This window comes from Micromonospora sp. DT201, assembly GCF_049841575.1.
GTDB lineage: Bacteria > Actinomycetota > Actinomycetes > Mycobacteriales > Micromonosporaceae > Micromonospora.
Window position 1 is genome coordinate 73,335 of record NZ_JBNCKP010000014.1, and the last position, 23,699, is coordinate 97,033.

Here is a 23,699-nt window from a genome sequence, read left to right on the forward strand (position 1 = left end):
CTACTCGGAACGCGGCCCGGAAGACCCGATCCGCTCAGCCTGCCGCCGTGCTGCTCCGCGCCTTGAGCCGGCGCAGTTCGTCAGCGGACATCAGCCAGGTGGAGTTCGTCGCCCCGAGGCCGAGGATGACCTGGTCGAAGGCGTTCCCGTCGTTGTCGTCGGTGTAGCACAGGCTCACCTCTCCCCAGGGAGAAGTCGCGACGGCCAGATGTTCCTGCCGACCCGTCGTGGTCTGGCTCAGCGCCTGGGCCGCCAGCCGGCCGGTGGAGGTGCCGTCCGGGTTGAGGCCACGCGCCCAGACGTCCGGGTTGGTGCCCGATTCCGTCCAGCCCACCACGATGTTGTCCTGGTCGTCGATGCCGACGCCGGGGGCGACGGCTCCGGTCCCGGTGGAGACCTGGACCTCGTCGTGTCGGGCGGTGCCGGTGGAGGTGAACGATCGCGCCCAGACACCCCGGGTGCCGCTGTGGTCGGACTCCCACCCGACGGTGAAGTCCCCGGCGAAGTTCGTCGCCACCGAGGCCCGCTGCTGCTGCCCGCCGCTCTGCGCGTTGGCCGTCCGCCGGGACAGCACCACCGCGCCGTTGGACCGGGCCAGCCGGGTCAACCCGATGTTGTACGAGCCGTTCGCGTCGGCGTCCTCGTCCCAGACCACCAGCGCCTCGCCGGCGGCGGACACCGCCACGTCGGGGCGGTGGTGCGTCCCCGTCGTCTGCGAGGCCGTCACCTCGTACGCCTTGGTGGTGGCGGCAGTGAAGCCGGCGGCCTTGACGGTGGCGGGTGCGGTCCCCTGCACGTCTTCCCAGACCACGGTGAAGCCAACGCCGCCGGTGGTCGGCGCGCCGTCCGGGTCGAGGGCCACCTTCGGCCAGATCTGCTGCCCGGCGTCGCTGGCGTTGGCCTGCCCCGAGCCGAGCACCGTGCCGCTCGGCGAGACCACCCGGTACTGGATGTTGTAGACGCCGTTGCCGTCGCCGTCGGCGGCCCAGACCACCACGGCGTTGCCCCGGTCGTCGAGCCCCACATCGGGGCTGATGTGTCGCCAGGCGGCTCCGCTGGTGCCCCCGCCGGACAGTTTGAGCTCGTACGCGGGTGTGCCGTCGCGGAACAGCCGTAGATAGATCTCGCTGTGGGTGTCGTTCTCGGGGGCTGTGCTGTCCCGGTCGTCCTCCCACACCACCGCGACCTGACCGTTGCGGTTCATGGCGATGGAGGGCAGATCCTGGTCACCGGTGGCAACGCTGTTCGCGGTGGTCCAGGTGATCGCCTCGGCGGTGACGGCGATCGGGGCCGGTACGACGTTCGGCACCAGGAGGGACGCGGCGAGCAGCGATGTGAGTGCGGTCATGGTGGTTCTCCTTCTACCCGGCCTGCAGGCCGGGCTGGCCGTCGAGGATGACGAACGAGCGCACCGTGGACGCCGCGGCCCCGTGCTCGGTCACCGTGTTCACCGCGCGGAAGTCCGCGCGGACCTGGCTGCGGCTGATCGTGGTACGGACGTAGCCGCGTCGGTCCGAGTAGAACTTCAGGTGCGGGTTGGCCGCCGCGTTCGGGACCGTGGTGCTGCCGCTGCCGTTACCGGTCGAGGTGATCGAAGTGCACACCAGTTCGGTGCCGATGGTGGCCGACGACGGGTTGGCGTAGTCGGCCTTGAGGTCGTTGGCCCAGGACCGGTGCACGTCGCCGGTGAGCACCAGGGGGTTGCGCACCCCGCGCTGCTGCCAGCCGGTCTGGATCCGGCTGCGGGAGGCCCGGTAGCCGTCCCAGGCGTCCATGCTCGCCGCACCGCTCGCGTCAAGCTGCTGGGCGAAGAAGACCTGCTGGCCGAGGATGTCCCAGGTGCCGTAGCGCTGAGCCAGCCCGTCGAGCAGCCACGCCTCCTGGGTCGCGCCGGTCAGCGATCGGAAGGCCAGGTCCGCGTCCGCGCAGACCTTCCAGCCGTCACCGCAGGCCTGGTCGTCGCGGAACTGCCGGGTGTCGAGCATGTGGAAGGTCGCGAGTTGTCCCCACCGGACGCGGCGGTACAGCGGGATGCTGTTGCCGCTCGGCGCGGAGGCTGGCCGCAGTGGCATGTTCTCGTAGTAGGCCCGGTACGCGGCGGTGCGGCGGGCGGTCCACTGGGCCGCGGTCAGCGTCGGGCTGCTGTCGTTGCGGACCATGTTGGCGTAATTGTTCTCCACCTCGTGGTCGTCCGGCACCACCAGCCAGGGTGCCGCCGCATGTGCTGCCTGCAGGTCCGGGTCCGACTTGTAGAGCGCGTACCGGCGGCGGTAGTCGGCCAGCGACACGATCTCGGCGCCGACGTGCTGCCGCACCACGGAGCTGCCGACGCCACCTTCGTAGATGTAGTCCCCGAGGTGCAGGATCAGCCCGGGGTTCTCCTCGGCCATCCGCCGGTACGCGGTGTAGTAGCCGGCCTCGTAGTGGGCGCAGGAGGCGAAGGCCATCACCAGGTCGCGGCCGAAGGTGCCGGGTGCCGGCGCGGTCCGCGTCCGACCGACCGGGGAGATCTGGCCCTGGGCCCGGAATCGGTAGTAGTAATCGGAGTCGGCGGCGAGCCCACCCGCGATCGCGTGCACGGAGTGCGCGTCGGCGTAGCGGGCGACCACCGAGCCCGAGGCGACCAGTGCCGTGAACCGGTCGGTGGTGGACACCTGCCACTCCACGGTCACGTCGGCGTTGGCCATGCCGCCCTGCCCGTCGGCGTTGAGCGGCGACGGTGCCAGCCGGGTCCACAGGACCACGCTGTCGGGTGCCGGATCACCGGACGCGACACCGAGCTTGAAGGGGTACGGCAGCGCGGCGCGGGCACCCTGTCGGGGTGTTACCGCGACACCGGCGGCCGCGAGTCCACTGAGGACGAAAATGCGACGACTCAGCCTTGTCATGGTCAATAGCCTTGAGAACGTCGATGAACGGCGATGGGTGCGGCGTGTAATCCCACATGACGGAAGGCTGTCCGCACCAAGGCAGTCAGGTGTCCTGGCCGCCCCGCGACCGCCGTCAGCCGAGCGGTGCCGGGGACTCCGCGCCGGGGATGGTCAGCTTCGGCGTACCGGAGCCGTCGGCCGGGACGCTCCAGACGTCGGGTTGGCCGTCGTCCTGGCGTCTCGTGTAGGCGAGTGTCCCACCGTCCAGCCAGGCGGCCTGGTCGTCCACGCTGCTGGTCTCGGCCGTCGCGGTGACCCGCATGGTCGCCAGGTCAAGGACCGACAGTCGCCAGCCCTTCGCCGGGTCGGCGTCGATCGCCTCCTTGAAGGCGACCCGGGTGCCGTCCGGTGACAGCGACGGGCACTCGACGTTCTCCTTCAGCGTCTCGACCGTACGGGCGGCGACGTCGCCCCGGACGAGGTACCTCGTGGCCCCGGTCGACATGGTTGCGTAGAAGTGGTTGTCGTCGGCGGTGAAGGTGACGCCCCAGAAGTTGACGTCGGGGCTGCGGTAGCTCCGGCCGTCCCGGGTGATCGCGAACTCTTCGAGCGAACTCACCGTGGCGCCGGTGGTGGTGTCGAGGATCCCGGTGCGGGTGGAGAAGCCGCTGGAGGTGTAGGAGTCGCCACCGACGAACGTGGTCCAGGAGACCATCCGGCCGGAGGCCGAGACCCGGGCCCGGTTCGGCAGGCCCGGCACGCTGACCGCCCGCGTCTGGCGCAGCGCCGCGTCGAGCACGACGACCTGGTACGACCAGGCGGTCTCCGGTTTGAGGCAGACACCAATGCCGGCCGCGGCGTACACCCGCAGGCATTCCAGGCCGGAGACGGTGCGGGGCCCGGCGGGGTCGGCCGCGGCGACCGTGGAGACGTGCCGGTCCGTGATCGCCAGCAGGCGGGCGCCGGGTTCCAGGGTGACCGCCTGGTCGCCGGTGGCGGATGGCGGCGTTCGGGCCGGTTCTGCGGCCGTGGCGGCGTAGCCGGCCGCCACGCTGCCCAGCAGGACCGCCGAGGCGGCAACCACGCCGAGCTTCGCTCGGGTCGACAACACGGTCATCGGGGTACTTTCTGGGTGACGAGACGGGATGGGGAGGCCAGCAGGAGCAGGGTGACGACGAGGACGCCGGCGACGGCGACGGCCGCCGCCCGGATCGCGTTCCCCGGCCCCCACGCCTGCCAGGCAAGACCGAACAGGACCGAGGAGACGAGGTACGCCAGGGCCTGCCCGGTCTGCACCAGCGCGATTCCGGTGGTCCGCAGCCGAGTGGGCAGCACCGGGCCGGCGAGCGCGATGAGTACGCCGTCGGTGGCCGCGTAGAACGCGCCGTACAGCGCCAGGGTCAGCGCGATCAGCGGCCAACCGTCGACCGGGCCAGCCAGCAGCAGGTACGCCGCACCGAGGGCCGAGTAACCGCCGATCACCACCGGCAGCCGGCCGATCCGGTCGGCGAGCACGCCGAACGGGGCGGCGAGCAGCAGGTAGGCCAGGCTGGTCCCCACCGCGAGCAGCGGAAACCAGTGCAGGTCGAGGTCCGCACGGCGCTGCAGCAGCAGGTAGACGAAGCCGTCGCCGATGGTGGCCAGCCCGAGCAGGGCCGCGGCCAGCACGATCCGGCGGGTCGGCCGGCTGCGCAGCAGGCCAAACGCCTCGCGCACGGAGACCTTCGGGTCGTCCGGGCCGTCCGTCGGCTCACCGGGCGGGCGCTCACGGACGAAGAGCACGAGTACGACGACGGCCAGGGCGGCGACGCAGAAGCTGGTGACGAAGACCGCGTCGTACGACTCTCCGACGACCAGCAGGACCGCGAACGCGGCGAGCGGCCCGAGGAACGCGCCGACGCTGTCCATCGCCCGGTGTACGCCGAACGCCCGGCCCAGGGCCTCCGGTGGCGTGGAGAGCGTGATCAGCGCATCCCGTGGCGCACTGCGTACGCCCTTGCCGAGCCGGTCGACGGCGATGACGGCGCCGATCGCCGGCACCGACCGACCGGCGAGCAGCAGGCCGAGTTTCGCGACCGCCGAGAGCGTGTAACCGATGCCGGCGATCAGCTTGCGCCGCCGGAACCGGTCCGCGGCGTAACCGCCGACGACCCGCAGTAGCGCTGTCGCCCCAGTGTGGACTCCGTCGAGCACACCGAAGGCCACCGGGCTGAGCTGTAGGCCCAACACCAGATAGAGCGGCAGGACGGCGGCCACCATCTCGGCGGAGATGTCAGTGATCAAACTGACTGTGCCGAGTGCCACGACGTTGCCACTGACCATCGCGAACCGTCGGCGGTGCGGCCCGGCTTCGGGCGGGTCGGTAACCGGTCGGGAGACGGTCGACAGGTACACGAGCATCTCCTCGGATCGACGGTTGCCGGTCAGCCATCGTCCGTACTTATCGGAGAGCACACAACGGACCGCACGTGGCAGCCAGGCGTGGCACGGGTGAACTCACCTCGAACATCGAGATATTCGCCTGCCCGGACGCACTGTTCATCCGTCCGTCGTCCGCCGTCCCATCGACCTTCCTATATTCCTTGCGCTCTACACCCGCAGAAGAGGAGTCCTGGATGCACATTCGATTTCCGCGTCCGTCGGTGACGATGGGGTCGGTCGTGGTGCTCGTCGCCGCCACCGCCGCCGTCGTCGTGAGTGGCGGTGGCGCGGCGTCGGCGGCGAGCGTGACGTTCACGCCGGTCGCCGACACCTACGTCCAGAGCGACACGGCGTCCACCAACTACGGCACGTCCACCCAGGTCGTGGTCGACAACTCGCCCGTGCGGCGTTCGTTCCTGCGCTTCACGGTGAGCGGTGTCAGCGGCACGGTGACCAGTGCCAAGCTGCGACTGCGCACGATCAGCGGCAACAGCGGCAGCGACGCCGGTGGCACGTTCCGGCGGATGTCCAACACGACCTGGTCGGAGACCGGCACCACCTGGAACAACCAGCCGGCGATCGACGGGGCCACCCTCGGCACGATCGGCGCGGTCAGCGGCAACAGCTGGTACGAGGTCGACGTCACGGCGGCCGTCACCGGCAACGGCACGTACAGCTTCGGAGCGAGCTCCGCCAGCGGCGACGGCGCCTACTACGACACGCGCGAGAGCGGTGCCGACGCCCCGCAGTTGGTGGTCGCGACGGGGACGACGACACCTCCGGAGTCCGGGGACCCGGTGTTCGTCGGCGCCGGTGACATCGCCGACTCGGGCTCCGGCGACAGCGCCACGGCGACGCTGCTCGACAGCATCCCGGGGACGGTCTTCACCACCGGCGACAACGTCTACGACAGCGGCACCGCGTCGCAGTTCAACAGCTATTACGAGCCCACCTGGGGTCGGCACAAGTCGCGTACCCGTCCGTCCCCGGGCAACCACGACTACAACACGTCGGGGGCGACCGGCTACTACAACTACTTCGGTACGTCCGCCGGCCCGAGCGGCCGCGGCTACTACTCGTTCGACCTCGGCAACTGGCACATCGTGTCGTTGAACTCGAACATCAGCATGTCGGCCGGCTCGACGCAGGAACAGTGGCTGCGTGCGGACCTGGCCGCCAGCAGCAAGCCGTGCACGCTGGCGTACTGGCACCACCCGCTGTTCACGTCCAGCTCCAACCACGCGCCGTCGACGTCGACGCGTCCGCTGTACCAGGCGCTCTACGACTACAACGCCGACGTCGTGGTGTGGGGGCACAACCACGTGTACGAGCGGTTCGCTCCGATGAACCCGGCCGGCGGCGCCGACGCCAGCCGGGGCCTGCGCAGCTTCGTCGCCGGGATGGGCGGTGCGGGTCACTACGGCTTCGGCACCATCCAGCCCAACAGCGAGGCGCGCAACAGCTCCGCGTGGGGGGTACTGAAGTTCACCCTGCACTCCGGCAGCTACGACTGGCGGTTCATGCCGGTGGCCGGGCAGACCTACAACGACAGCGGCACCGGCAACTGCCACTGACCGCGTGATCCCGCTGCGCCGTGCACGGCGCAGCGGGATCGTGCGCGGCGCTCCCTGACGGGGCCAGGGTGTGTCCGGTTCCCTGTAGAGCTGCCCCAGATATGGGGCAGCTCTACAGGGGCGCCGAGAGGTGCGCGACCCTGCGGGGTGGCTCGGGCATCGGCGCAGAAACCCTCGGTCGGTGCAGTCCCGAACGCCGACGCAGGGGCGGAGGTGGGCGCACTGCGGCCTATCGACGCGTGGCCCCCGCCCGCAGAGGCGGGCAGGGGCCACGGTCGTGCCGTTACGACGTCAGCGGGCCGTGCCCGCGCGGCGCTTGTTGTAGACGTCGAAGGCAACCGCGACGAGCAGGACGAGACCCTTCACCACCGACTGCGTCGACTGGTCGACGCCCATCAGCTGCATGCCGTTGCTCATCACCGCCATGATCAGACCGCCGACCATCGCGCCCACCACGGTGCCCACACCACCGGTGACCGCCGCGCCGCCGATGAAGGCCGCGGCGATCGCGTCCAGCTCGAACATGTTGCCGGCCGCAGGCTGGGCGCCGTTCGACCGCGAGGAGTAGATGACGCCCGCCACTGCCGCCAGGAAGCCCATGTTGACGAACATCCAGAAGTTGACGGTGCGGACCTTCACCCCGGACAGCGCCGCCGCGGACAGGTTGCCGCCGATCGCGTAGACCTGACGACCGAACACGGTACGCCGGGTGAGCAGGCCGTAGACCAGCACGAGGACCGCCAGGATGATCAGCACGATCGGCAGACCACGGGCGTGCGCCAACTGCCACGCGAAGTACATGATGACCGCGCCGACCAACACGACCCGGGCGACGAACAGCGGGAACGACTCGACCGGCTGCTGGTAGCGGATGCGCGCGACGCGGGTGCGGAAGCCACTCACCGCGTACCCGGCCACGGCGATGGCGCCGATCAGCAACGTGAAGGCGTCAAAGCCCTGCCCGCCGAGCAGCCCGTTCAGGAAGCCCGCCGCGACCCGCTGGTATTCCGACGGGAACGGCGACAGCGAGATGTTGTCGAGCACCCGCAGGGTGAGGCCCCGGAACAGCAGCATTCCGGCCAGGGTCACGATGAAGGCCGGGATGCCGGCGTACGCCACCCAGAACCCGTGCCATGCGCCGACCACGATGCCGACGGCCAGTGCGGCCAGGACGCCCACCCACCAGGGATGGTCCTGCTGGATCACCAGGACTGCGGACACCGCTCCGGTCAGCGCGACGACCGATCCGACCGACAGGTCGATGTGGCCACCGATGATCAGGATGACCATGCCGATCGCGAGCACCAGGATGTACGAGTACTGAAGGACGATGTTGGTGATGTTGCCAGGGCTCAACAACACCCCGTCGGTCATGATCGCGAAGAGCGCGACGATGACGACCAGGGCGACGTAGATTCCGCTCTGCCGCAGGTTGTTCAACACCAGCGCCCGCAGGTCGCTCGTCCCGCTGTGCAGGGCTGCGGCAGGTGTGCTTTCCGAGGGCGTCGGGCGCTCCGTCGAGGGGGTCTTGATGCTGGTCACGCGACGAGCTCCTTGTCCTTTGTCATCAGCTCCATGAGGCTCTCCTGAGTCGCCTCAGCCACCGGCATCTCACCGGTGATCCGGCCGGCGGCGAGGGTGTAGATGCGGTCGCACATCCCGAGCAACTCCGGCAACTCGGAGGAGATGACGATGACCGCCTTGCCGGCGGCCACCAGCCGGTTGATGATCGTGTAAATCTCGTACTTGGCGCCGACGTCGATGCCCCGGGTGGGTTCGTCCAGGATCAGCACATCCGGGTCGGTGAACAGCCACTTCGACAGCACGACCTTCTGCTGGTTACCGCCGGAGAGCTTGCCGACCACCGCCATGACGCTGGGCGTCCTGATGTTCATCTCCCGCCGGCTCGTCTCGGCGACCTTGATCTCCTCGTTGCCGTTCACCCAGCCCAGCCGGGCCAGTCGGTCCAACGCGGCGGCGGAGACGTTGCGGCGGACGTCGTCGATGAGGTTGAGGCCGTACCTCTTGCGGTCCTCGGTGACGTAGGCGATGCCGTTGTCGATCGCCTCCGCGACGGTGCGCGCCTGCACCTCCCGCCCGCGAACGAAGAGCCGGCCCTGGATGTCGCGCCCGTAGGACCGACCGAACACGCTCATCGCCAGTTCGGTGCGACCCGCACCCATCAGACCCGCGATGCCGACGACCTCGCCAGCGCGGACGGACACGGAGACGTCCTCGACGACCATCCGGTCCTGGATCGGGTGCCGCACCGTCCAGTCCTCGATCCGGAGGACCTCCTCGCCGGGCGACGACTCACGGTCGGGGTAGAAGCTGTCCAGGTCCCGCCCGACCATGCCGCGAATGATCCGTTGCTGAGACACCTCGTCGGATTTCATGTCGAGGGTCTCCACCGTGCGCCCGTCGCGAATGACGGTCGTCGAGTCGGCGATGGCGGTGATCTCGTTGAGCTTGTGCGAGATCATGATGCAGGTGATGCCCTGGTCCCTGAGTGCCCGCAGCAGATCGAGCAGGTGCGCCGAGTCGATGTCGTTGAGGGCGGCGGTCGGCTCGTCCAGGATGAGCAGACGCACCTTCTTCGACAGCGCCTTGGCGATCTCCACCAGTTGCTGCTTGCCGACGCCGAGCTGGATGACCGGGGTGACAGGGTTTTCGTGCAGCCCGACGGACGCCAGCAGCTTGGCCGCTTCGGCGTTGGCCAGGTTCCAGTCGATGAGCCCGAGGCGGTTACGCCGCTCGGTGCCGAGGAAGATGTTCTCCGCTATCGACAGGTACGGCACCAGGGCGAGCTCCTGGTGGATGATGACGATGCCGTTCGCCTCGCTGTCCCGGATGCCACGGAACTGCATCGGCTTGCCGTCGAAGAGGATCTCTCCGTCGTACGAGCCGGACGGGTGGACGCCGGACAGCACCTTCATCAGGGTGGACTTGCCGGCGCCGTTCTCCCCACAGATAGCGTGGATCTCGCCTCGGCGAACCGCGAGGGTGACGTCCTCCAGCGCGGTCACGCCGGGGAACGTCTTGGTGATGCGACGCATCTCGAGGATGGTGTCGTCCATGGTCACTGTCCTCCGTCAGGTCTGGACGCGGTACGCCAAACGCGTCGGGCCCGGCGGTGACCGCCGGGCCCGACGAATGAGTTACTTCTTGGCCTGGCCGGCGGCGACCTCTTCCGCCGTCCAGTAGCCGGAGTCGATCAGCGTTGCCTTGATGTCGTCCTTGTAGACGGTCGCGAACGGCAGCAGGTACGCCGGGACGACCTTGACGCCGTTGTCGTACGTCTTCGTGTCGTTGGCCTGCGGCTGCTTCTTCTGCAGGAACGCCTCGGCGGCGTTCACGGCCTGGTCGGCCAGCAGGCGGGTGTCCTTGAAGACCGTGGAGCCCTGCACGCCGTCGTTGATCAGCTTGATCGAGGCGATCTCGGCGTCTTGGCCGGTCACGACCGGGAGCTTCTTCGCGCCGCTGCCGTAGCCGGCGTTCTGCAGGGCGGTGATGATGCCGCGGGAGATGCCGTCGTACGGCGACAGCACCCCGTCGACCTTCGAGCCGTCGTTGTAGCTGGAGGTGAGCAGGTTCTCCATGCGCTTCTGCGCGGTCTCCTGCTGCCACCGCAGGATGGCCGCCTGCTCGGGGGTGGTCTGCTTGGACTTCACGATCAGCGTGCCATTGTCGATGAACGGCTTCAACGTGTCCATCGCGCCGCCGTAGAAGTACTGGGTGTTGTTGTCGTCGAGCGACCCAGCGAAGATCTCGATGTTCAGCGGCCCCTTGGCCGTGCCCTTCGAGCCATCCTTGTTCAGCAGACCGAGACCGACGAGCAGCGCGGTGCCCTGGGCGACGCCGACCTTGTAGTTGTCGAAGCTGACGTAGAAGTCGACGTCCTTGCTGCCGCGGATCAGTCGGTCGTAGGAGATGACCGGGATCTTCGCGGCTGCGGCGGCCTGCAGCTGGCTGTTGAGCGCCGTGCCGTCGATCGCGGCGATGATCAGGACGTCAGCGCCCTGCGTGATCATCTGGTCGACCTGCTGCGACTGGGTGGGAATGTCGTCGCCGGCGTACTGGAGGTCGACCTTGTAGCCCTTCGCCTCGAGCTTCGACTTCACCGCGTTGCCGTCGGCGATCCACCGCTCCGAGACCTGGGTCGGCATCGAGACGCCAATGGTCAGGTCTCCAGGCTTGTCGCCACTCTTGTCGCCACCGCTTCCCGCACCGCCGCCACTGCACGCCGCCATACTCAGCGCTAGCACCGCGCCGCCGAGAGCAACCAGGAATTTCCTGCCCACGGACTTCTCCTCTCTGGACTCCCCCACCGAGCGCAGGGGCCAACTATCATCTTTCGGGTAGTGTTAGCGCTCACATAGGGCACGTCAACACTTGATCCGAAATACCGGTGTCACGGTCTCGTAACGGAGGCGCCCGGACGGGCGAGGCCAGCGGTCGGACCGGCCCTGACCTGGGGATCGCGGCGGCGACCCCCGATGGTGCGGACGGCCGGCCGGCAGGCGGCCGACCGGGCAGAACCTCCGGCTGACGCGACGGTGCCCGCGGACGACGGGCGTCGTCCGCGGGCACCAACACTGCGCCGGATCAGGTGGGCCGCCGCGACCCGGTCGGTCGGCGGACCCGATCGGCTACCGCTGCGACCACCGCTGGTTCGCCGCTGCGGTGCAGGTCCAGAGGAGCACCGTGGTGCCGTTGGCCGTGCCGTTGTTGTTGACGTCCAGGCAGAGCCCGGACTGTACGCCACTGATCGTGCCGTTGGAGTTGATGGTCCACCGCTGGTTTGCCCCGCCGTTGCAGTCCCAGATCTGCGCCCGAGAGCCGGCCGTGGCGTTGAGGGGCGCGTCCAGGCACTTGCCGAGCGACTGGAGGGTCTGACCGTTGAGGGTCCAGCGCTGGTTGGCGGCCCCGCTGCAGTCCCAGATCACCGGCTGGGTGCCGTTTGTGGTGTTGCTCGCCGGGACGTCAAGGCAGCGGCCGGAGGCGGCGCTGGCGAACGCGCCCGACGTCGTCGGCGGCGGTGTCGTCGTGCCGCCACCGCTGACCCGGAACACCACCGTGCCGTGGGCCGGAACGCTGGCACTGATGGCTCCGCTGCTGGAGCTGGTGGCACCGGACCAGGCGTCCACCAGCGTGAACGAGGTCCCGGACTTGCCGACGGCGGCGGCCGTGGTCGAGATCGTCGTCGTCGAGGCACCCTGGTTGAACAGGGCGACGGCGACGTCACCGTTGGCGAGCCGCTTGGCGAGCACCCGACGCGTGCCGTCGAACGACACCTGCGTTCCCTGCAGCCCGAGCGAATCCTGGTTGATCGCGATCAGGTTGCTGTTCTTGAGGATGGTCTGGGTGGCGGAGTCCATGTTGCGCACGTCGTTGCCGGCGATCAGCGGCGATGCCATGATCGCCCACATCGCGAAGTGGCTGCGCATCTCCGTGTCGTTCATCCCGCCCCGGCCGATCTCCATCATGTCCGGGTCGTTGAAGCCGCCCGGCCTCGCGTACGACGCCAGCGGCACGGTCACGTTGATGATGTTCTGGATGCCCATCGGGTAACCGTTGGTCTGACCGGTGTTCCACGCGTTGGTGATGTCCTCGGTGGTACGCCACATGTTGGCCACGTCGCCCCAGTTGCGCTGGGGGCCGGTCTTGGCGTGGATGCTGTTCGAGTTGATGCTGTAGACGATCGGTCGGCCGGTGGCTGCCAACGCGTCACGCATCCGGGCGAAGGTGGTGACCTGTTCGTCGATGCTGCCTTCCGGCGAGCACCAGTCGTACTTGAGGAAGTCGACACCCCAGGCGGCGAACTGACGGGCGTCCTGCGCCTCATGCCCTCGACTGCCGGTCGCGCCCGGGTAGGCACCGAAGTACTGGGCGCAGGTCTTGTCGACCGGCACCTGATAGAGGCCGAACTTCAGGCCCCGGGCGTGCAGGTAGTCGCCGAGCGCCTTCATCCCGCTGGGGAACCGACCCGGGTCCCCCTGGATGTTGCCGGAGCTGTCCCGGTTCGGGTTGAACCAGCAGTCGTCGACCACGACGTACTGGTAACCCAGGTCCCGCATCCCGCTGCTGACGATCGCATCCGCGGTCTGCCGGATCAGCCCCTCGTTGATGTTGCAGCCGAACGAGTTCCACGAATTCCAACCCATCGGGGGAGTGCGTGCCACCCCGTTCTCCAGTGCCTGCGCCGCCGGGGCGCGCAGGCCGACCAGGGTGCCAGCGAGCAGCAGTCCGGCCGCCAGTACGCTCCCCCAACGACGACCTCGGGTGTTGCGGTTCATCGAGCCTCCTTGTCGGTGGCGCCCGCCGTGACTACGATCTGGCTGGTCGCCCGATAGCTGTACACCAATTCTTGTTAGCGTTAACAGTGACGGGCATCATGTTACGGCGACATTTCATGAGGTTCAATACCTTGCGGTGATCGCATCGCAGACTGTCGATCCACATCGTCTCGGATCGATTGAAGCGCGTCTTATCAACCGCGCAGGACAGTGCATTGCGGCAGAGTGATGCCGGCGCCGGTGATATCGACTGCGTGCACCGGGAGAGCGGCGGCGACGCTGACGCGGCTGTCACCCAGCCCAGCCCAGCCCAGCCCTACGCCAGGCGGCCTCTGGTTGGCCCGGCCGTCAGCGAGGCGGTGGAGCGACGCTCTCGCGGGCGACCAGGGCGGGAGCGATGGTCTGCCGCAACGCCCCGCCGGTGCCCGACTCGATCTGGGTCAGCAGCATCTGCAGGCTCGCCCGCGCCACCGCGTCGAAGTCCGGACGGACGGTGGTCAGTGGCGGGATGAAGTACGCCGCCTCCGGCACGTCGTCGAAGCCGACCACGCTGATCTCGTCCGGCACCCGCCGGCCGAACTCGTGCAACGCCCGCAGCACGCCCAGCGCAAGATGGTCGTTGGCGGTGAAGACCGCCGTGACCTCTGGCATCCGCGCCAACATCTGCCCCGCCCGGTAACCCGAGGCGGCGGACCAGTCCCCCAGCATCAGCGGCGGTGGGTCCAGCCCGGCCGCCAGCAGTGCCGCCCGCCAGCCGTCGATCCGGCCGACGCTGTCGAACCAGTCGGACGGCCCCGAGACGTGCCAGACGGTGCGGTGCCCCGCGTCGAGCAGATGCTGGGTCGCCGCCCGGGCACCTGCCTCCTGGTCAACTGTCACCAACGGCACCGGCCGAGTCGGGTCGCCGTCGACCGTGACCAGCGGGACATCCTGGGGAAGGTGTTCCAGCGCCTCACCCGCCGACTCCACAGGTGCGATGACCACGATGCCAGCGACCCGGTGCGACAGGTGCCGCTCAACCGCGGCCGAGATGGAGCGGTGGTCCAGGTTTCGCACGCTGCCGACACTGACCGCGAAACCCTCTTCCGCGGCGGTCTGCTCCAACGCGGCCAACAGCGATGCCGGACCGTAGAGCGTCGTGTTCTGCGCGACCACGCCGATGACCTGTGATCGGCCGGTCACCAGGGCGCGCGCCGCACCGTTCGGGCGGTAGCCGAGCTCGGCGATCGCCGCCCGCACCCGCAGCCGGGTCTGCTCACGAACGTTGGGGTGCCCGTTGAGCACGCGCGACACCGTCTGGTGGGAGACACCGGCCAGACGAGCGACGTCTGTCATCGCGGGACCGTGGACGGCCATTTCACTCTCCCCGCTACCACTCCGGCCCGCCGCCCGTCGATGTCGACTGGAGCGGCCCGGCCCGGTCCCCCTTGCTCAGCCACCACGCCGGTGCTGAATCCCAGGTGACCAGCGCTGGATCGCCGATAGTCTACGCCAGCAACGGCCCCGAACACGGTTCGGCTGTGCGGGACTGTGGAACTCGCCTAGGCAGCACATCGCCTGCCACACAACAAGTACGAAGCCACCCGGCGTGCTCTCACGTCCGCGAAGGCACGCCGGCCTGCCCTACGCTCCTGAACAGAGCGTGGAGCAGGCCGGCGAGGACAATGACGCGGTGGCGCGGACGCTACGTGCCGGGCGGGCTCTCGCTCGCCAACGCCACCGGTCAGACCGATCGCTGTGTGACTGGCGTCACGGAGTCGTCAGATCGAACCGGCGCACCGTGACCGCACCGCCGAGCGACTGGGTCGCGTGGTTGAAGATGGCGAACCGGTAGCCCATGAAGAACTGCCAGTTGTTCGCCAAGGTCAGGGCGTTGCCGAACGAGGTGAAATTGACCCCGTCCGTGCTGTACGAGAAGCGAGCCTGCCGGCCGGACCCGGGTCTGATGTCGGCGTTGGCGCGCAACCAGATCCGGCCACCGGAGACGGCGGTGCTGGCCACCTCGCTGCCGGTGCTTGTGGTGTTCCAGCTGCCGTCCATCGTCAGACCGTTCTGCATGACCAGACGCGTGGACCCGTTGTCGCGTCGGACCCCGATCCAGGCCGACGAGTTGCGCAGCACCGCCAGGCCGGTGCGGTCACCGTCGCGCATGGTGGAGTAGTCCAACTCGATGGTGGCGGTCGAGGTGGGGCCCTGGATCCGGTGGGTCAGCGTGTTGCGCGCCTTGTACAGGTCCCCGGTGACGGTGGCGGTCTGCAGGCTCAGCCCGTTGTTGACCGACCACTTGCTGTTGTCGGGGTTGTGGTTCCACTCCCACTGCGGGCCGAGAGTGGTGCCGGCGAACGTGTCGGTGCCGGTGAGCGGCTTGACCGCTCGGGGCGGCGCGGGCAGGTTCGGCTTCGGGTACGAGCCGCCCCACGCACCGTTGACCGTCTGCAGCACGGGCCAGCCGTCGCCGGTCCAGGTGATCGGGGCCATGGCCGGCATCCGACCACCGGGGTACGCGTCGACGAAGGCCATGTAGTACCAGTCGCCGTTCTGGGTCTGCACCAGCCCACCCTGGTGCGGCACACCGCCACCAGAGATCGGGCCGGGCAGGTTGAGCAGCACCTGGCGCTGCTCGTACGGGCCGAACGGACCATTTGTCGACTTCAGCACGTACTGGCCGTTGGCCGGGCGGGTGAGCCAGATGTAGTAGGCGCCGTTGCGCTTGTAGAAGCGCGCGCCCTCCAGCGTCCCGATGCTCGACGGCGTGGTGTAGACCTGCTGGGCGCGAACCTGGGACTTCCCGTCGGCAGACAGCTGGGCAACGCTGATGGTGCCGTTGCCGTACGCCACGTACATGGTGTCGTTGTCGTCGATCAGCATCCCGGCGTCGTAGTAACAGTTGGGGATGGTGGTGTGCTTGCTCCACGTGCCGTCGACGGCCGATGCGGTGTAGATGTGGGTCTGCGCGAAGTCGATGCACCCGGCCCAGTAGTACGTCCTGTTGCTCGGCCGGTAGTTCAGCGTCGACGCCCAGATCCCGTCGACGTACGCGTTGCCGCCGCTCATGTCGTATTTCGAGCCGAAGTCGAGCCGGGGCACGGAGTGACCGGCGAACTCCCAGTTGACCAGGTCGTACGAGCGCAGGACCGGCGCGCCCGGCGAGTAGTGCATGGTGGACGCCGACATGTAGTAGGCGTTGTCCACCCGGATGATGTCGACGTCGGCGAAGTCCTGCCAGACCGTCGGGTTCGAGTAGGTGCCGTTCGACGGGGGTGGCGTGGTGGGCGGCGGCGTGGTGGGGTTGCCCCCGCCGTCGACGCGGACGAGCTGCCACTGCTGGTTGGTGCCGTTCCAGTCGGCGTACTGCACGATGTTGCCGCCGTCGGCGGTCGAGGCGCCCTGCACCTCCATCACCTTGTTGCTGTTGCGGTTGATCAACCGGACGTACCCGCTGTCCGAGTCGGCCAACCGGAACTGCTGGTTGGTGCCGTTGTTGTCGGACCACTGCACGATCGCCCCGCCGTCGGCGGTCGAGCGGCCCGAGACGTCCAGCACCTTGCCCGACAACCGCGACTTGATCCGGTAGTAGCCGCCTCCGGAGTCCACGAACTGCCACTGCTGCTGGTTGCCGTTGTTGCGCGTCCACTGGGTGATCCGGGCACCGTCATTCGTGGCTTGGTTGTACACGTCCACTGCCTTGCCACTGTTGCGGTTCAGCAGCACGTACCAGGCGCTGGTGTCGACCGTGGCCGCTGACGCGGGCGACGAGGCGACGGCCGCAGCCGCGCCACCGACCACCAGCACCATCGCGGCGACGGCGAGTCTCGACAGCCACCCCCGCCGTGGTGCACCCCGGGGAACCCGACCGATGGAAAGCATGATCCTCCTCTGCTGACGCGAACCGTGCGGTCTGGGTCGGCGTCCGCGGCACCGGGCGGGGCACCGAGCTGACCATGCCCGGCCATGTGATCGCTAACACCGATTGCCCGACCATCGCGGTGACGAGGTGCCTAAACCGCAGGGGTAGGACGCGCGCGCGGCCGGACCAGCCAACGACATCGACCATCTTGGTTATAGACTGTGAGCGATAACATGCTGTTAGTCAAGGCGTAACACAACCGCCTCGTGGCCCTGCTGGCGCACACGCGAACGGGTGGCCACCCCCGGCCCGCAGGCAGGGGATGGACCACCCGTTTCAGTACGCTCCGACAGCGCGGCTCAGAAGCCGCGGGCCAACCGGTAGTAGGCCTGGTTCCAGCGGATCTCGTCGGCGAAGCGGCGGGACTCCGTGTCGGCGTCGATGACGACGAGTTCGGTGCGGCTCATCTCCGCCAGGTCGTGCAACTCCTCCACCCCCACCGCCTGCGACAGCACGGTGTGGTGCGGCGCGCCAGCGGTGATCCACGCCTCGGCCGACACCGGCAGGTCGGGTCGCGGACGCCAGACGGCCCGCGCCACCGGCAGCTGGCGCAGCGGCTGCGGCGGAGACACCACGTCGATCTCGTTGGCCACGAGACGGAAGCGCTCCCCCATGTCGGCAAGTCCGAGCACCACCGCCGGGCCGGGGGCGGCGTCGAACACGAGACGGACCGGGTCCTCCCGCCCGCCGATGCTCAGCGGGTGGATCTCCACGTTGGGTACGTCGGACGCGATGGTCGGACAGACCTCGAGCATGTGGGCACCGAGCACCAACTCCTCACCCGGAGTGAGGTCGTAGGTGTAGTCCTCCATGAACGACGTGCCGCCGTCCACGCCCACCGACATCGCCTTGAGGGTGTGGACCAGGACGGAGGTCTTCCAGTCGCCCTCGCCACCGAAGCCGTAGCCGTCCGCCATCAGCCGCTGCACGGCGATGCCCGGCAGCTGACGAAGGCCCCCGAGGTCCTCGAAGTTCGTCGTGAAGGCCCGGAAGCCGCCAGCGTCCAGGAACGTGCGCATGCCGAGTTCCAGCCGCGCGGCGTACCGCAGCGAGTCGTGCCGCTCACCCCCGGGCAGCAGCTCGCCGCCGATGCGGTAGGTGTCCTCGTACTCCTTGACCAGGTCGTCCACCTGCGCGTCGGTGACCTCGCCGACCACCTTGACCAGGTCGTTGACGCCGTAGGTGTTGACCGACACCCCGAACCGCAGCTCCGCCTCGACCTTGTCGCCCTCGGTCACGGCGACGTCGCGCATGTTGTCACCGAAGCGGGCCAGGCGCAGCGACCGCATCGCCGACCAGCCGAGCGCCGCGCGCGCCCACGCCCCAACCCGCGAGGTCACCCGCGGGTCACTGACGTGCCCGGCCACCGTCTTGCGGGCCACACCGAGACGAGTCTGGATGTACCCGAACTCGCGGTCGCCGTGCGCCGCCTGGTTCAGGTTCATGAAGTCCATGTCGATGTCGTTCCACGGCAGCAGGACGTTGGCCTGCGTGTGCAGGTGCAGCAGCGGCGTCTGCAGCGCGTCCAGGCCCGAGATCCACATCTTCGCCGGAGAGAAGGTGTGCATCCACGCGATCACCCCGATGGCGCCCTGGGCGGCGGCTTCCCGGCAGACCTGCAGGATCTCACCGCTGTTGGTCAGGACGGGCTTCCAGACCACTCGGGCGGGAATCTGCGGTGAGTCGTCGAGCGCAGCCGCGATCTGGCGAGACTGCTCGGCGACCTGCCGGAGCGTCTCCTCGCCGTACATGCCTTGGCTGCCGGTGAGGAACCAGATCTCGGGTTCGGTGTGTGGTGCCATGGGATTGCCTTCCGCGAGAGGGGCGGTCACTTGTAACGGATTCCGATGAGACGCTGGAGGAGGATGAACGCGAAGAGCAGGCCGCCGATCACGATCTTGGTCCACCAGGAGTTGAGGCTCCCATCGAAGGTGATGAGGGTCTGGATAACACCCAGGACGAGTACGCCGAGCACCGTGCCGAAGACGTAACCCGCGCCGCCGGTGAGCACCGTGCCACCGATGACGACGGCGGCGATGACGTCCAACTCCATGCCCACGGCGATGAGCGGCGCACCGGAGAGAGTGTAGAAGGACAACAGGATTCCGCCGATCGCCGAGCACAGGCCACTGATCGTGTAGACAGCGATCCGGGTCCGGCCCAACGGCAGGCCCATCAGCAGGGCCGACTGGGGGTTGCCGCCGATGGCGTACACGTTGCGTCCCAGCCGAGTGTAGGCCAGCGTGTACGCGGCGACGGCGACCACGGCGAAGGCGATCAGCACGCTGATCGACACGAAGTTGCCCTGGGGATCACCGATCCGCTCCTGCGACATCCTGGTCCAGAACCCGTCGGTGATCGGGATGGACGAGCCGGAGATGAGCGTGCACATGCCCCGGGCGAAGAACATCCCGGCGAGTGTGACGATGAACGGCTGGATCTCGAAGAAGTGGATGGCACAGCCCATCAGCAGGCCGAGCGTCGGACCGATGAGCAGGGCGATGACGAGCACCAGCGCCGCCGGCAGCCCCTCCTGGAGCAGCCAGGCCGACACCATCGCCGTCATCGCGACGACGGACCCGACCGACAGGTCGATGCCGCCGGTGAGGATGACGAAGGTCATGCCCACCGCGACGACGAGCAGGAAGCCGTTGTCGATGAAGACGTTGAAGATGACCTGCACGTTGGAGAACGCCTGGTACTGCGACACGCCGATGCCGTACATCACCAGCAGCAGGACGAGCGTCGCCAGGACCGGTATCTGCTTCCTCGGCAGCCGGAACCGGGTACGACCGGCGGTAAGCGAACCAGTGGTCATGCCGGCACCTGCTCCTTCGGCTTGTCGGCGATAGTGGCGGGCGGCGGGACGTTACGCCTACGGCGGGTGAACCGGGCCCGGAAGGCTGGCGACTGAATGAGGCAGACGGCGATCACGACGACCGCTTTGAACAGCAGCGAGGTCTGCGGGGAGATGTCCATGGCGTACACCGTGGTGGTCAGGGTCTGGATGATCAACGCACCGATGATCGTGCCACTGAGGAAGAACCGGCCGCCGGCGAGGGACGTACCACCGATGACGACCGCGAGGATGGCGTCCAACTCCACCCAGAGGCCGACGGCGTTGCCGTCGGCACTGGAGACGTTGGCGGTCATCATGAAACCGGCGACCGCGGCGCAGGCGGCGCTGACGACGTACGCGAGGAAGATGACCCGGCCCGAGCGGATGCCGGCGAGTCGGCTCGCCTCGGCGTTACCGCCCACCGATTCGACGATCATGCCCAGCGCGGTGCGGCGGGTGAACGCGGCGACGAGCAGTGCCGCGGCGAGGGCGATGAAGATGGCCAGCGGCAGGGTCAACAGGTGGCCCAGCCCGATCGCCCGGAACGGCTCCGAGTTGATGGTGATGATCTGACCCTGGGTGATGAGCTGGGCGAGGCCCCGGCCGGCCACCATCAGGATCAGGGTGGCGATGATCGGTTGGATCCCGATCACGGCCACCAGCACCCCGTTCCAGACACCGAGCACGAGCGCGACCCCCAGCGCCATCGCGAGGGCGGTCAGCACCACGACAAGGCTGTTCTGGTCGGACTGCTTGCTGATGTACATGCAGGCCATCGCGCCGCTGATCGCGCTCACCGAGCCGACCGACAGGTCGATGCCGCCGGTCGAGATGACCAGGGTCATGCCCAGTGCGACGAGAATCAACGGGGCGCTCAGCCGCAGGATGTCGATCGGCGAGCCGTACAGGTGCCCGTCCTTGAGCTCGATGGACAGGAACCCGGGCCGGTAGATCGTGTTCGCGGCGAGCATGACGACCAGCACGGCGGCGGGCCAGAACAGCCGGTGACCGGTCATCGTCCGGTAGCGGCCCATGATGTCGTTCATCGGTCTGCCTCCTCCCGGTTGGATCCGCTGGCGATGGTCTGCATGATGCGGTCGGCGTCGAGGGTGTCGTCGTTGGCGAGCTGCGCGACCATCTGGCGGTCCCGCATCACGGCCACCTTGTGGCTGAGGCGCAGCACCTCCTCCAACTCGGCGGAGATGAACAGCACCGCCATGCCGCCGTCGGACAGCTGCGTCACGAGCTTCTGGATCTCGGTCTTCGCGCCGATGTCGATGCCTCGGGTCGGTTCGTCGAGGATCAACAGTCGTGGCTCGGTGATCAGCCACCGGGCCAGGAGCACCTTCTGCTGGTTACCACCGGAGAGGTTGCGCACCGGCACCTCCGGGTCCGAGGGCCGGATGTTGAGTGCCTTGATGTACTTGTCGACCAGCTCGTCCTGGCGACGACGCGGAATGGGTCGCAGCCAGCCACGGGCGGCCTGCATCGCGAGGATCATGTTCTCGCGGACCGACAGGTCGGCGACGATGCCCTCCGCACGGCGGTTCTCCGAACAGAAGCCGACGCCTTGCCCGATGGCCTGCGCGGGGGTGCGCAAGCTGCTCGCCGTGCCGTCGACCGCGACCTGACCGCCGTCGGTCCGGTCGGCGCCGAACAACAACCGCGCAACCTCGGTACGCCCGGAGCCCAGCAGGCCGGCCAGGCCCACCACCTCGCCGGCGTGGATGGTGAGGCTGAACGGCTCGACCGCGCCCGCCCGGCTGAAGTTCGACACCGCCACCAGGGGGGTGCCCTCCTCCAGTGCGGCCAGGTCCCGTCGGGAGTGCTCCTCGATGCCCTCGAGGACGTCGAGTTCCTTGCCGATCATCTTCTCGACCAGGGAGAGCTGGGGCAGCTCGGCGGTGGTGTACTCGCCGACGAGCCCGCCGTTGCGCAGCACGGTGATGCGGTCGGCGATGTCGTAGACCTGGTCGAGGAAGTGCGTGACGAACAGGATCGCGATGCCCTCGTCGCGCAACTGCCGCATGACGCGGAACAACTGCGCCACCTCGCCGGCGTCGAGGCTGGACGTCGGCTCGTCCAGGATCAGCACCCGGGCCTTGATGTCGATCGCGCGGGCGATGGCGACCATCTGCTGGATCGCCAGAGAGTACGAGCCGAGCGGCGCGCTCACATCGAGGTCGAGATCGAGGCGAGACAGCAGCGTACGGGCGAGGCGGCGAACCTCACCCCACCGGACGGCACCGAACAACCGGGGCTCGCGGCCAATGAAGATGTTCTCCGCCACCGAAAGGTTGGTGCAGAGATTGACCTCTTGGAAGACGGTACTCACCCCGGCGGCAGTCGCCCGCATGGGCCCGGTGAACGACACCTCCTCGCCGTCGAGGTTGATCGTGCCCCCATCGGTGTCGTAGACACCGGTCAGTACCTTGATGAGGGTCGACTTGCCGGCGCCGTTCTCGCCCATCAGGGCGTGCACCTCGCCGGGGAAGAGCCGGAAGTTGACGTCATGGAGTGCGCGCACCCCGGGGAAGGACTTGCTGATCCCGGTCATCGTCAGGACCGGACGGCTATCCGTCATCCCATCAGACCTCTTCTGGGTCGTCGACACGGAAGGGCCGCTACGCTCCCGTGCCCCCCGCCCGGTCGTCCCTGCGGGTCGCTCGGGCGGGCGTCGTACGGGGTGATCGCGGGCCATGCCCGGTCCATTGCGAGTAAGGGGCGACGCAGCGGGGCCGCCACGCGAACGCGGCGACCCCACCGGCATCGATCAGTACTTACGGTTGGGCAGAGCTTCCTTGGCCTGTTCCTGGGTGAAGGTGGTCTCCTCGGTCTCGATCCGAGCAGGCACCTCCTGACCGGCGTGGACCTTCTTGGCCAGGTCCATCAGCTGCGGGCCGAGCAGCGGGCTGCACTCCGCGATGAAGTTGAACTTCCCGTCGGCGAGAGCCTGCATGCCGTCCTTGACAGCGTCGACCGTGATGATGGTGATGTCCTTGCCGGGCACCTTGCCGGCCGCGGTGATCGCCTCAAGCGCGCCCAGACCCATGTCGTCGTTGTGCGCGAACAGCACGTCGATCTGCTTGTTGGCCTTGAGGAACTGCTCCATGACCTGCTTGCCGCCCGCGCGGGTGAAGTCACCCGGCTGAGAGGCGATGATCTTCAGGTTCGGGTTGGCGGCGATCGCCTCGCCGAAGCCCTTCTTACGGTCGTTCGCCGGCGCAGCACCGGTGTTGCCCTGCAGCTCGACGATGTTCACCGGGCCCGTGGCGCTCTTCTTCTGCTCGACCAGCCACTCACCGGCAAGCTTGCCCTCCTTGACGAAGTCCGAGCCAAGGAACGTCTTGTACAGGGTCTTGTCGGCCGAGTCGACCGAGCGGTCGGTCAGGATGACCGGAATGCCGGCGTCCTTGGCCTCCTTGAGCACGGTGTCCCACCCGGACTCCACCACCGGCGAGAAGGCGATCACGTCGACCTTCTGCTGGATGTAGTTGCGGATCGCCTTGATCTGGTTTTCCTGCTTCTGCTGAGCATCGTCGAACTTCAGCTCGACCCCCGCCGCAGTGGCAGACTCCTTGATCGAGGTGGTGTTCGCGGTACGCCAGCCGCTCTCCGCGCCGACCTGCGAGAAGCCCATCGTGATCTTGCCGTCGTCCTTGGCCCCGTCGCCGCCGGTGTCGCTGTTACCACAGGCCGCCATGCTGCCGACGAGCAGCACACTGGCGAGAACCGTGGCAGCGCGCCACGAAGCGGAGTGCATTCGCATCTTTCCCATCATCGAATCTCCTT

Annotated in this window: 16 protein-coding genes; 1 reads left to right on the forward strand and 15 read right to left on the reverse strand. The window is 68.2% G+C overall.

Translation table 11 applies throughout. The features are described 5' to 3' along the window. Window positions 1-34: 34 nt before the first annotated feature. The 4 genes from ACLQ28_RS21910 to ACLQ28_RS21925 all read right to left on the reverse strand — a co-directional run bounded on the left by ACLQ28_RS21910 (window position 35) and on the right by ACLQ28_RS21925 (window position 5,324). Window positions 35-1,348, reverse strand: a complete 1,314-nt coding sequence (locus tag ACLQ28_RS21910; RefSeq protein ID WP_425688137.1) for a hypothetical protein — start codon at window positions 1,346-1,348, stop codon at window positions 35-37. 13 nt (window positions 1,349-1,361) lie between these two features. Continuing rightward, window positions 1,362-2,888: an alkaline phosphatase D family protein gene (locus tag ACLQ28_RS21915; protein ID WP_425688138.1), complete on the reverse strand. Its 1,527-nt coding sequence runs from the start codon at window positions 2,886-2,888 to the stop codon at window positions 1,362-1,364. A 115-nt stretch (window positions 2,889-3,003) separates the two neighbouring features. Next, a complete protein-coding gene (locus ACLQ28_RS21920; protein WP_425688139.1) occupies window positions 3,004-3,987 on the reverse strand; it encodes a TolB family protein in 984 nt (327 codons plus the stop codon). Then, window positions 3,984-5,324: an MFS transporter gene (locus tag ACLQ28_RS21925; protein ID WP_425688140.1), complete on the reverse strand. Its 1,341-nt coding sequence runs from the start codon at window positions 5,322-5,324 to the stop codon at window positions 3,984-3,986. The genes ACLQ28_RS21920 and ACLQ28_RS21925 overlap by 4 nt, the downstream gene beginning before the upstream one ends. Window positions 5,325-5,485: 161 nt before the next feature. Here ACLQ28_RS21925 and ACLQ28_RS21930 point away from each other — a divergent pair, with 161 nt between their 5' ends. Beyond that, window positions 5,486-6,865, forward strand: coding sequence for a DUF7594 domain-containing protein (locus ACLQ28_RS21930; protein WP_425688141.1), 1,380 nt, complete (start codon window positions 5,486-5,488; stop codon window positions 6,863-6,865). Window positions 6,866-7,156: 291 nt separating this feature from the next. Here the strand turns inward: ACLQ28_RS21930 and mmsB are convergent, their stop codons facing one another. The 11 genes from mmsB to ACLQ28_RS21985 all read right to left on the reverse strand — a co-directional run bounded on the left by mmsB (window position 7,157) and on the right by ACLQ28_RS21985 (window position 23,670). Further along, window positions 7,157-8,407 carry a multiple monosaccharide ABC transporter permease gene (gene mmsB, locus ACLQ28_RS21935; protein ID WP_425688142.1) on the reverse strand — a complete coding sequence of 417 codons (1,251 nt, stop codon included), beginning with the start codon at window positions 8,405-8,407 and terminating at the stop codon, window positions 7,157-7,159. Then, entirely contained in the window at window positions 8,404-9,942 is a 1,539-nt protein-coding gene (mmsA, locus tag ACLQ28_RS21940) for a multiple monosaccharide ABC transporter ATP-binding protein (RefSeq protein ID WP_425688143.1), read from the reverse strand. The genes mmsB and mmsA overlap by 4 nt, the downstream gene beginning before the upstream one ends. 81 nt (window positions 9,943-10,023) lie before the next feature. Beyond that, window positions 10,024-11,166, reverse strand: coding sequence for a multiple monosaccharide ABC transporter substrate-binding protein (gene chvE / locus ACLQ28_RS21945; protein ID WP_425688144.1), 1,143 nt, complete (start codon window positions 11,164-11,166; stop codon window positions 10,024-10,026). A 348-nt stretch (window positions 11,167-11,514) separates the two neighbouring features. Continuing rightward, a complete protein-coding gene (locus ACLQ28_RS21950) occupies window positions 11,515-13,161 on the reverse strand; it encodes a glycoside hydrolase family 27 protein (RefSeq protein ID WP_425688145.1) in 1,647 nt (548 codons plus the stop codon). Between the two features lie 348 nt (window positions 13,162-13,509). Further along, on the reverse strand, window positions 13,510-14,496 hold the full coding sequence (locus tag ACLQ28_RS21955; RefSeq protein ID WP_425688146.1) for a LacI family DNA-binding transcriptional regulator: 987 nt from the start codon (window positions 14,494-14,496) through the stop codon (window positions 13,510-13,512). 414 nt (window positions 14,497-14,910) lie between these two features. Next, entirely contained in the window at window positions 14,911-17,028 is a 2,118-nt protein-coding gene (locus ACLQ28_RS21960; protein ID WP_425688147.1) for a family 43 glycosylhydrolase, read from the reverse strand. A 339-nt stretch (window positions 17,029-17,367) separates the two neighbouring features. Further along, entirely contained in the window at window positions 17,368-18,870 is a 1,503-nt protein-coding gene (araA, locus tag ACLQ28_RS21965) for an L-arabinose isomerase (protein ID WP_425688148.1), read from the reverse strand. Between the two features lie 26 nt (window positions 18,871-18,896). Further along, window positions 18,897-19,886 carry a galactofuranose ABC transporter, permease protein YjfF gene (gene yjfF, locus ACLQ28_RS21970; RefSeq protein WP_425688149.1) on the reverse strand — a complete coding sequence of 330 codons (990 nt, stop codon included), beginning with the start codon at window positions 19,884-19,886 and terminating at the stop codon, window positions 18,897-18,899. Further along, the gene (locus ACLQ28_RS21975; protein ID WP_425688150.1) at window positions 19,883-20,953 is read right to left on the reverse strand and encodes an ABC transporter permease; all 1,071 of its coding nucleotides are present in this window, start codon (window positions 20,951-20,953) and stop codon (window positions 19,883-19,885) included. The genes yjfF and ACLQ28_RS21975 overlap by 4 nt, the downstream gene beginning before the upstream one ends. Further along, window positions 20,950-22,491: a sugar ABC transporter ATP-binding protein gene (locus ACLQ28_RS21980; protein WP_425688151.1), complete on the reverse strand. Its 1,542-nt coding sequence runs from the start codon at window positions 22,489-22,491 to the stop codon at window positions 20,950-20,952. The genes ACLQ28_RS21975 and ACLQ28_RS21980 overlap by 4 nt, the downstream gene beginning before the upstream one ends. Window positions 22,492-22,680: 189 nt before the next feature. Further along, window positions 22,681-23,670: an ABC transporter substrate-binding protein gene (locus ACLQ28_RS21985; RefSeq protein WP_425688236.1), complete on the reverse strand. Its 990-nt coding sequence runs from the start codon at window positions 23,668-23,670 to the stop codon at window positions 22,681-22,683. Window positions 23,671-23,699: the final 29 nt, after the last annotated feature.

Coding starts and splice junctions, on each gene's coding strand:
- ACLQ28_RS21910 (WP_425688137.1), bottom strand. CDS start 1,348: ATGACCGCACTCACATCGCTGCTCGCCGCGTCCCTCCTGGTGCCGAAC.
- ACLQ28_RS21915 (WP_425688138.1), bottom strand. CDS start 2,888: ATGACAAGGCTGAGTCGTCGCATTTTCGTCCTCAGTGGACTCGCGGCC.
- ACLQ28_RS21920 (WP_425688139.1), bottom strand. CDS start 3,987: ATGACCGTGTTGTCGACCCGAGCGAAGCTCGGCGTGGTTGCCGCCTCG.
- ACLQ28_RS21930 (WP_425688141.1), top strand. CDS start 5,486: ATGCACATTCGATTTCCGCGTCCGTCGGTGACGATGGGGTCGGTCGTG.
- mmsA (WP_425688143.1), bottom strand. CDS start 9,942: ATGGACGACACCATCCTCGAGATGCGTCGCATCACCAAGACGTTCCCC.
- ACLQ28_RS21950 (WP_425688145.1), bottom strand. CDS start 13,161: ATGAACCGCAACACCCGAGGTCGTCGTTGGGGGAGCGTACTGGCGGCC.
- ACLQ28_RS21955 (WP_425688146.1), bottom strand. CDS start 14,496: ATGACAGACGTCGCTCGTCTGGCCGGTGTCTCCCACCAGACGGTGTCG.
- ACLQ28_RS21960 (WP_425688147.1), bottom strand. CDS start 17,028: ATGCTTTCCATCGGTCGGGTTCCCCGGGGTGCACCACGGCGGGGGTGG.
- araA (WP_425688148.1), bottom strand. CDS start 18,870: ATGGCACCACACACCGAACCCGAGATCTGGTTCCTCACCGGCAGCCAA.
- yjfF (WP_425688149.1), bottom strand. CDS start 19,886: ATGACCACTGGTTCGCTTACCGCCGGTCGTACCCGGTTCCGGCTGCCG.
- ACLQ28_RS21975 (WP_425688150.1), bottom strand. CDS start 20,953: ATGAACGACATCATGGGCCGCTACCGGACGATGACCGGTCACCGGCTG.
- ACLQ28_RS21980 (WP_425688151.1), bottom strand. CDS start 22,491: ATGACGGATAGCCGTCCGGTCCTGACGATGACCGGGATCAGCAAGTCC.
- ACLQ28_RS21985 (WP_425688236.1), bottom strand. CDS start 23,670: ATGCACTCCGCTTCGTGGCGCGCTGCCACGGTTCTCGCCAGTGTGCTG.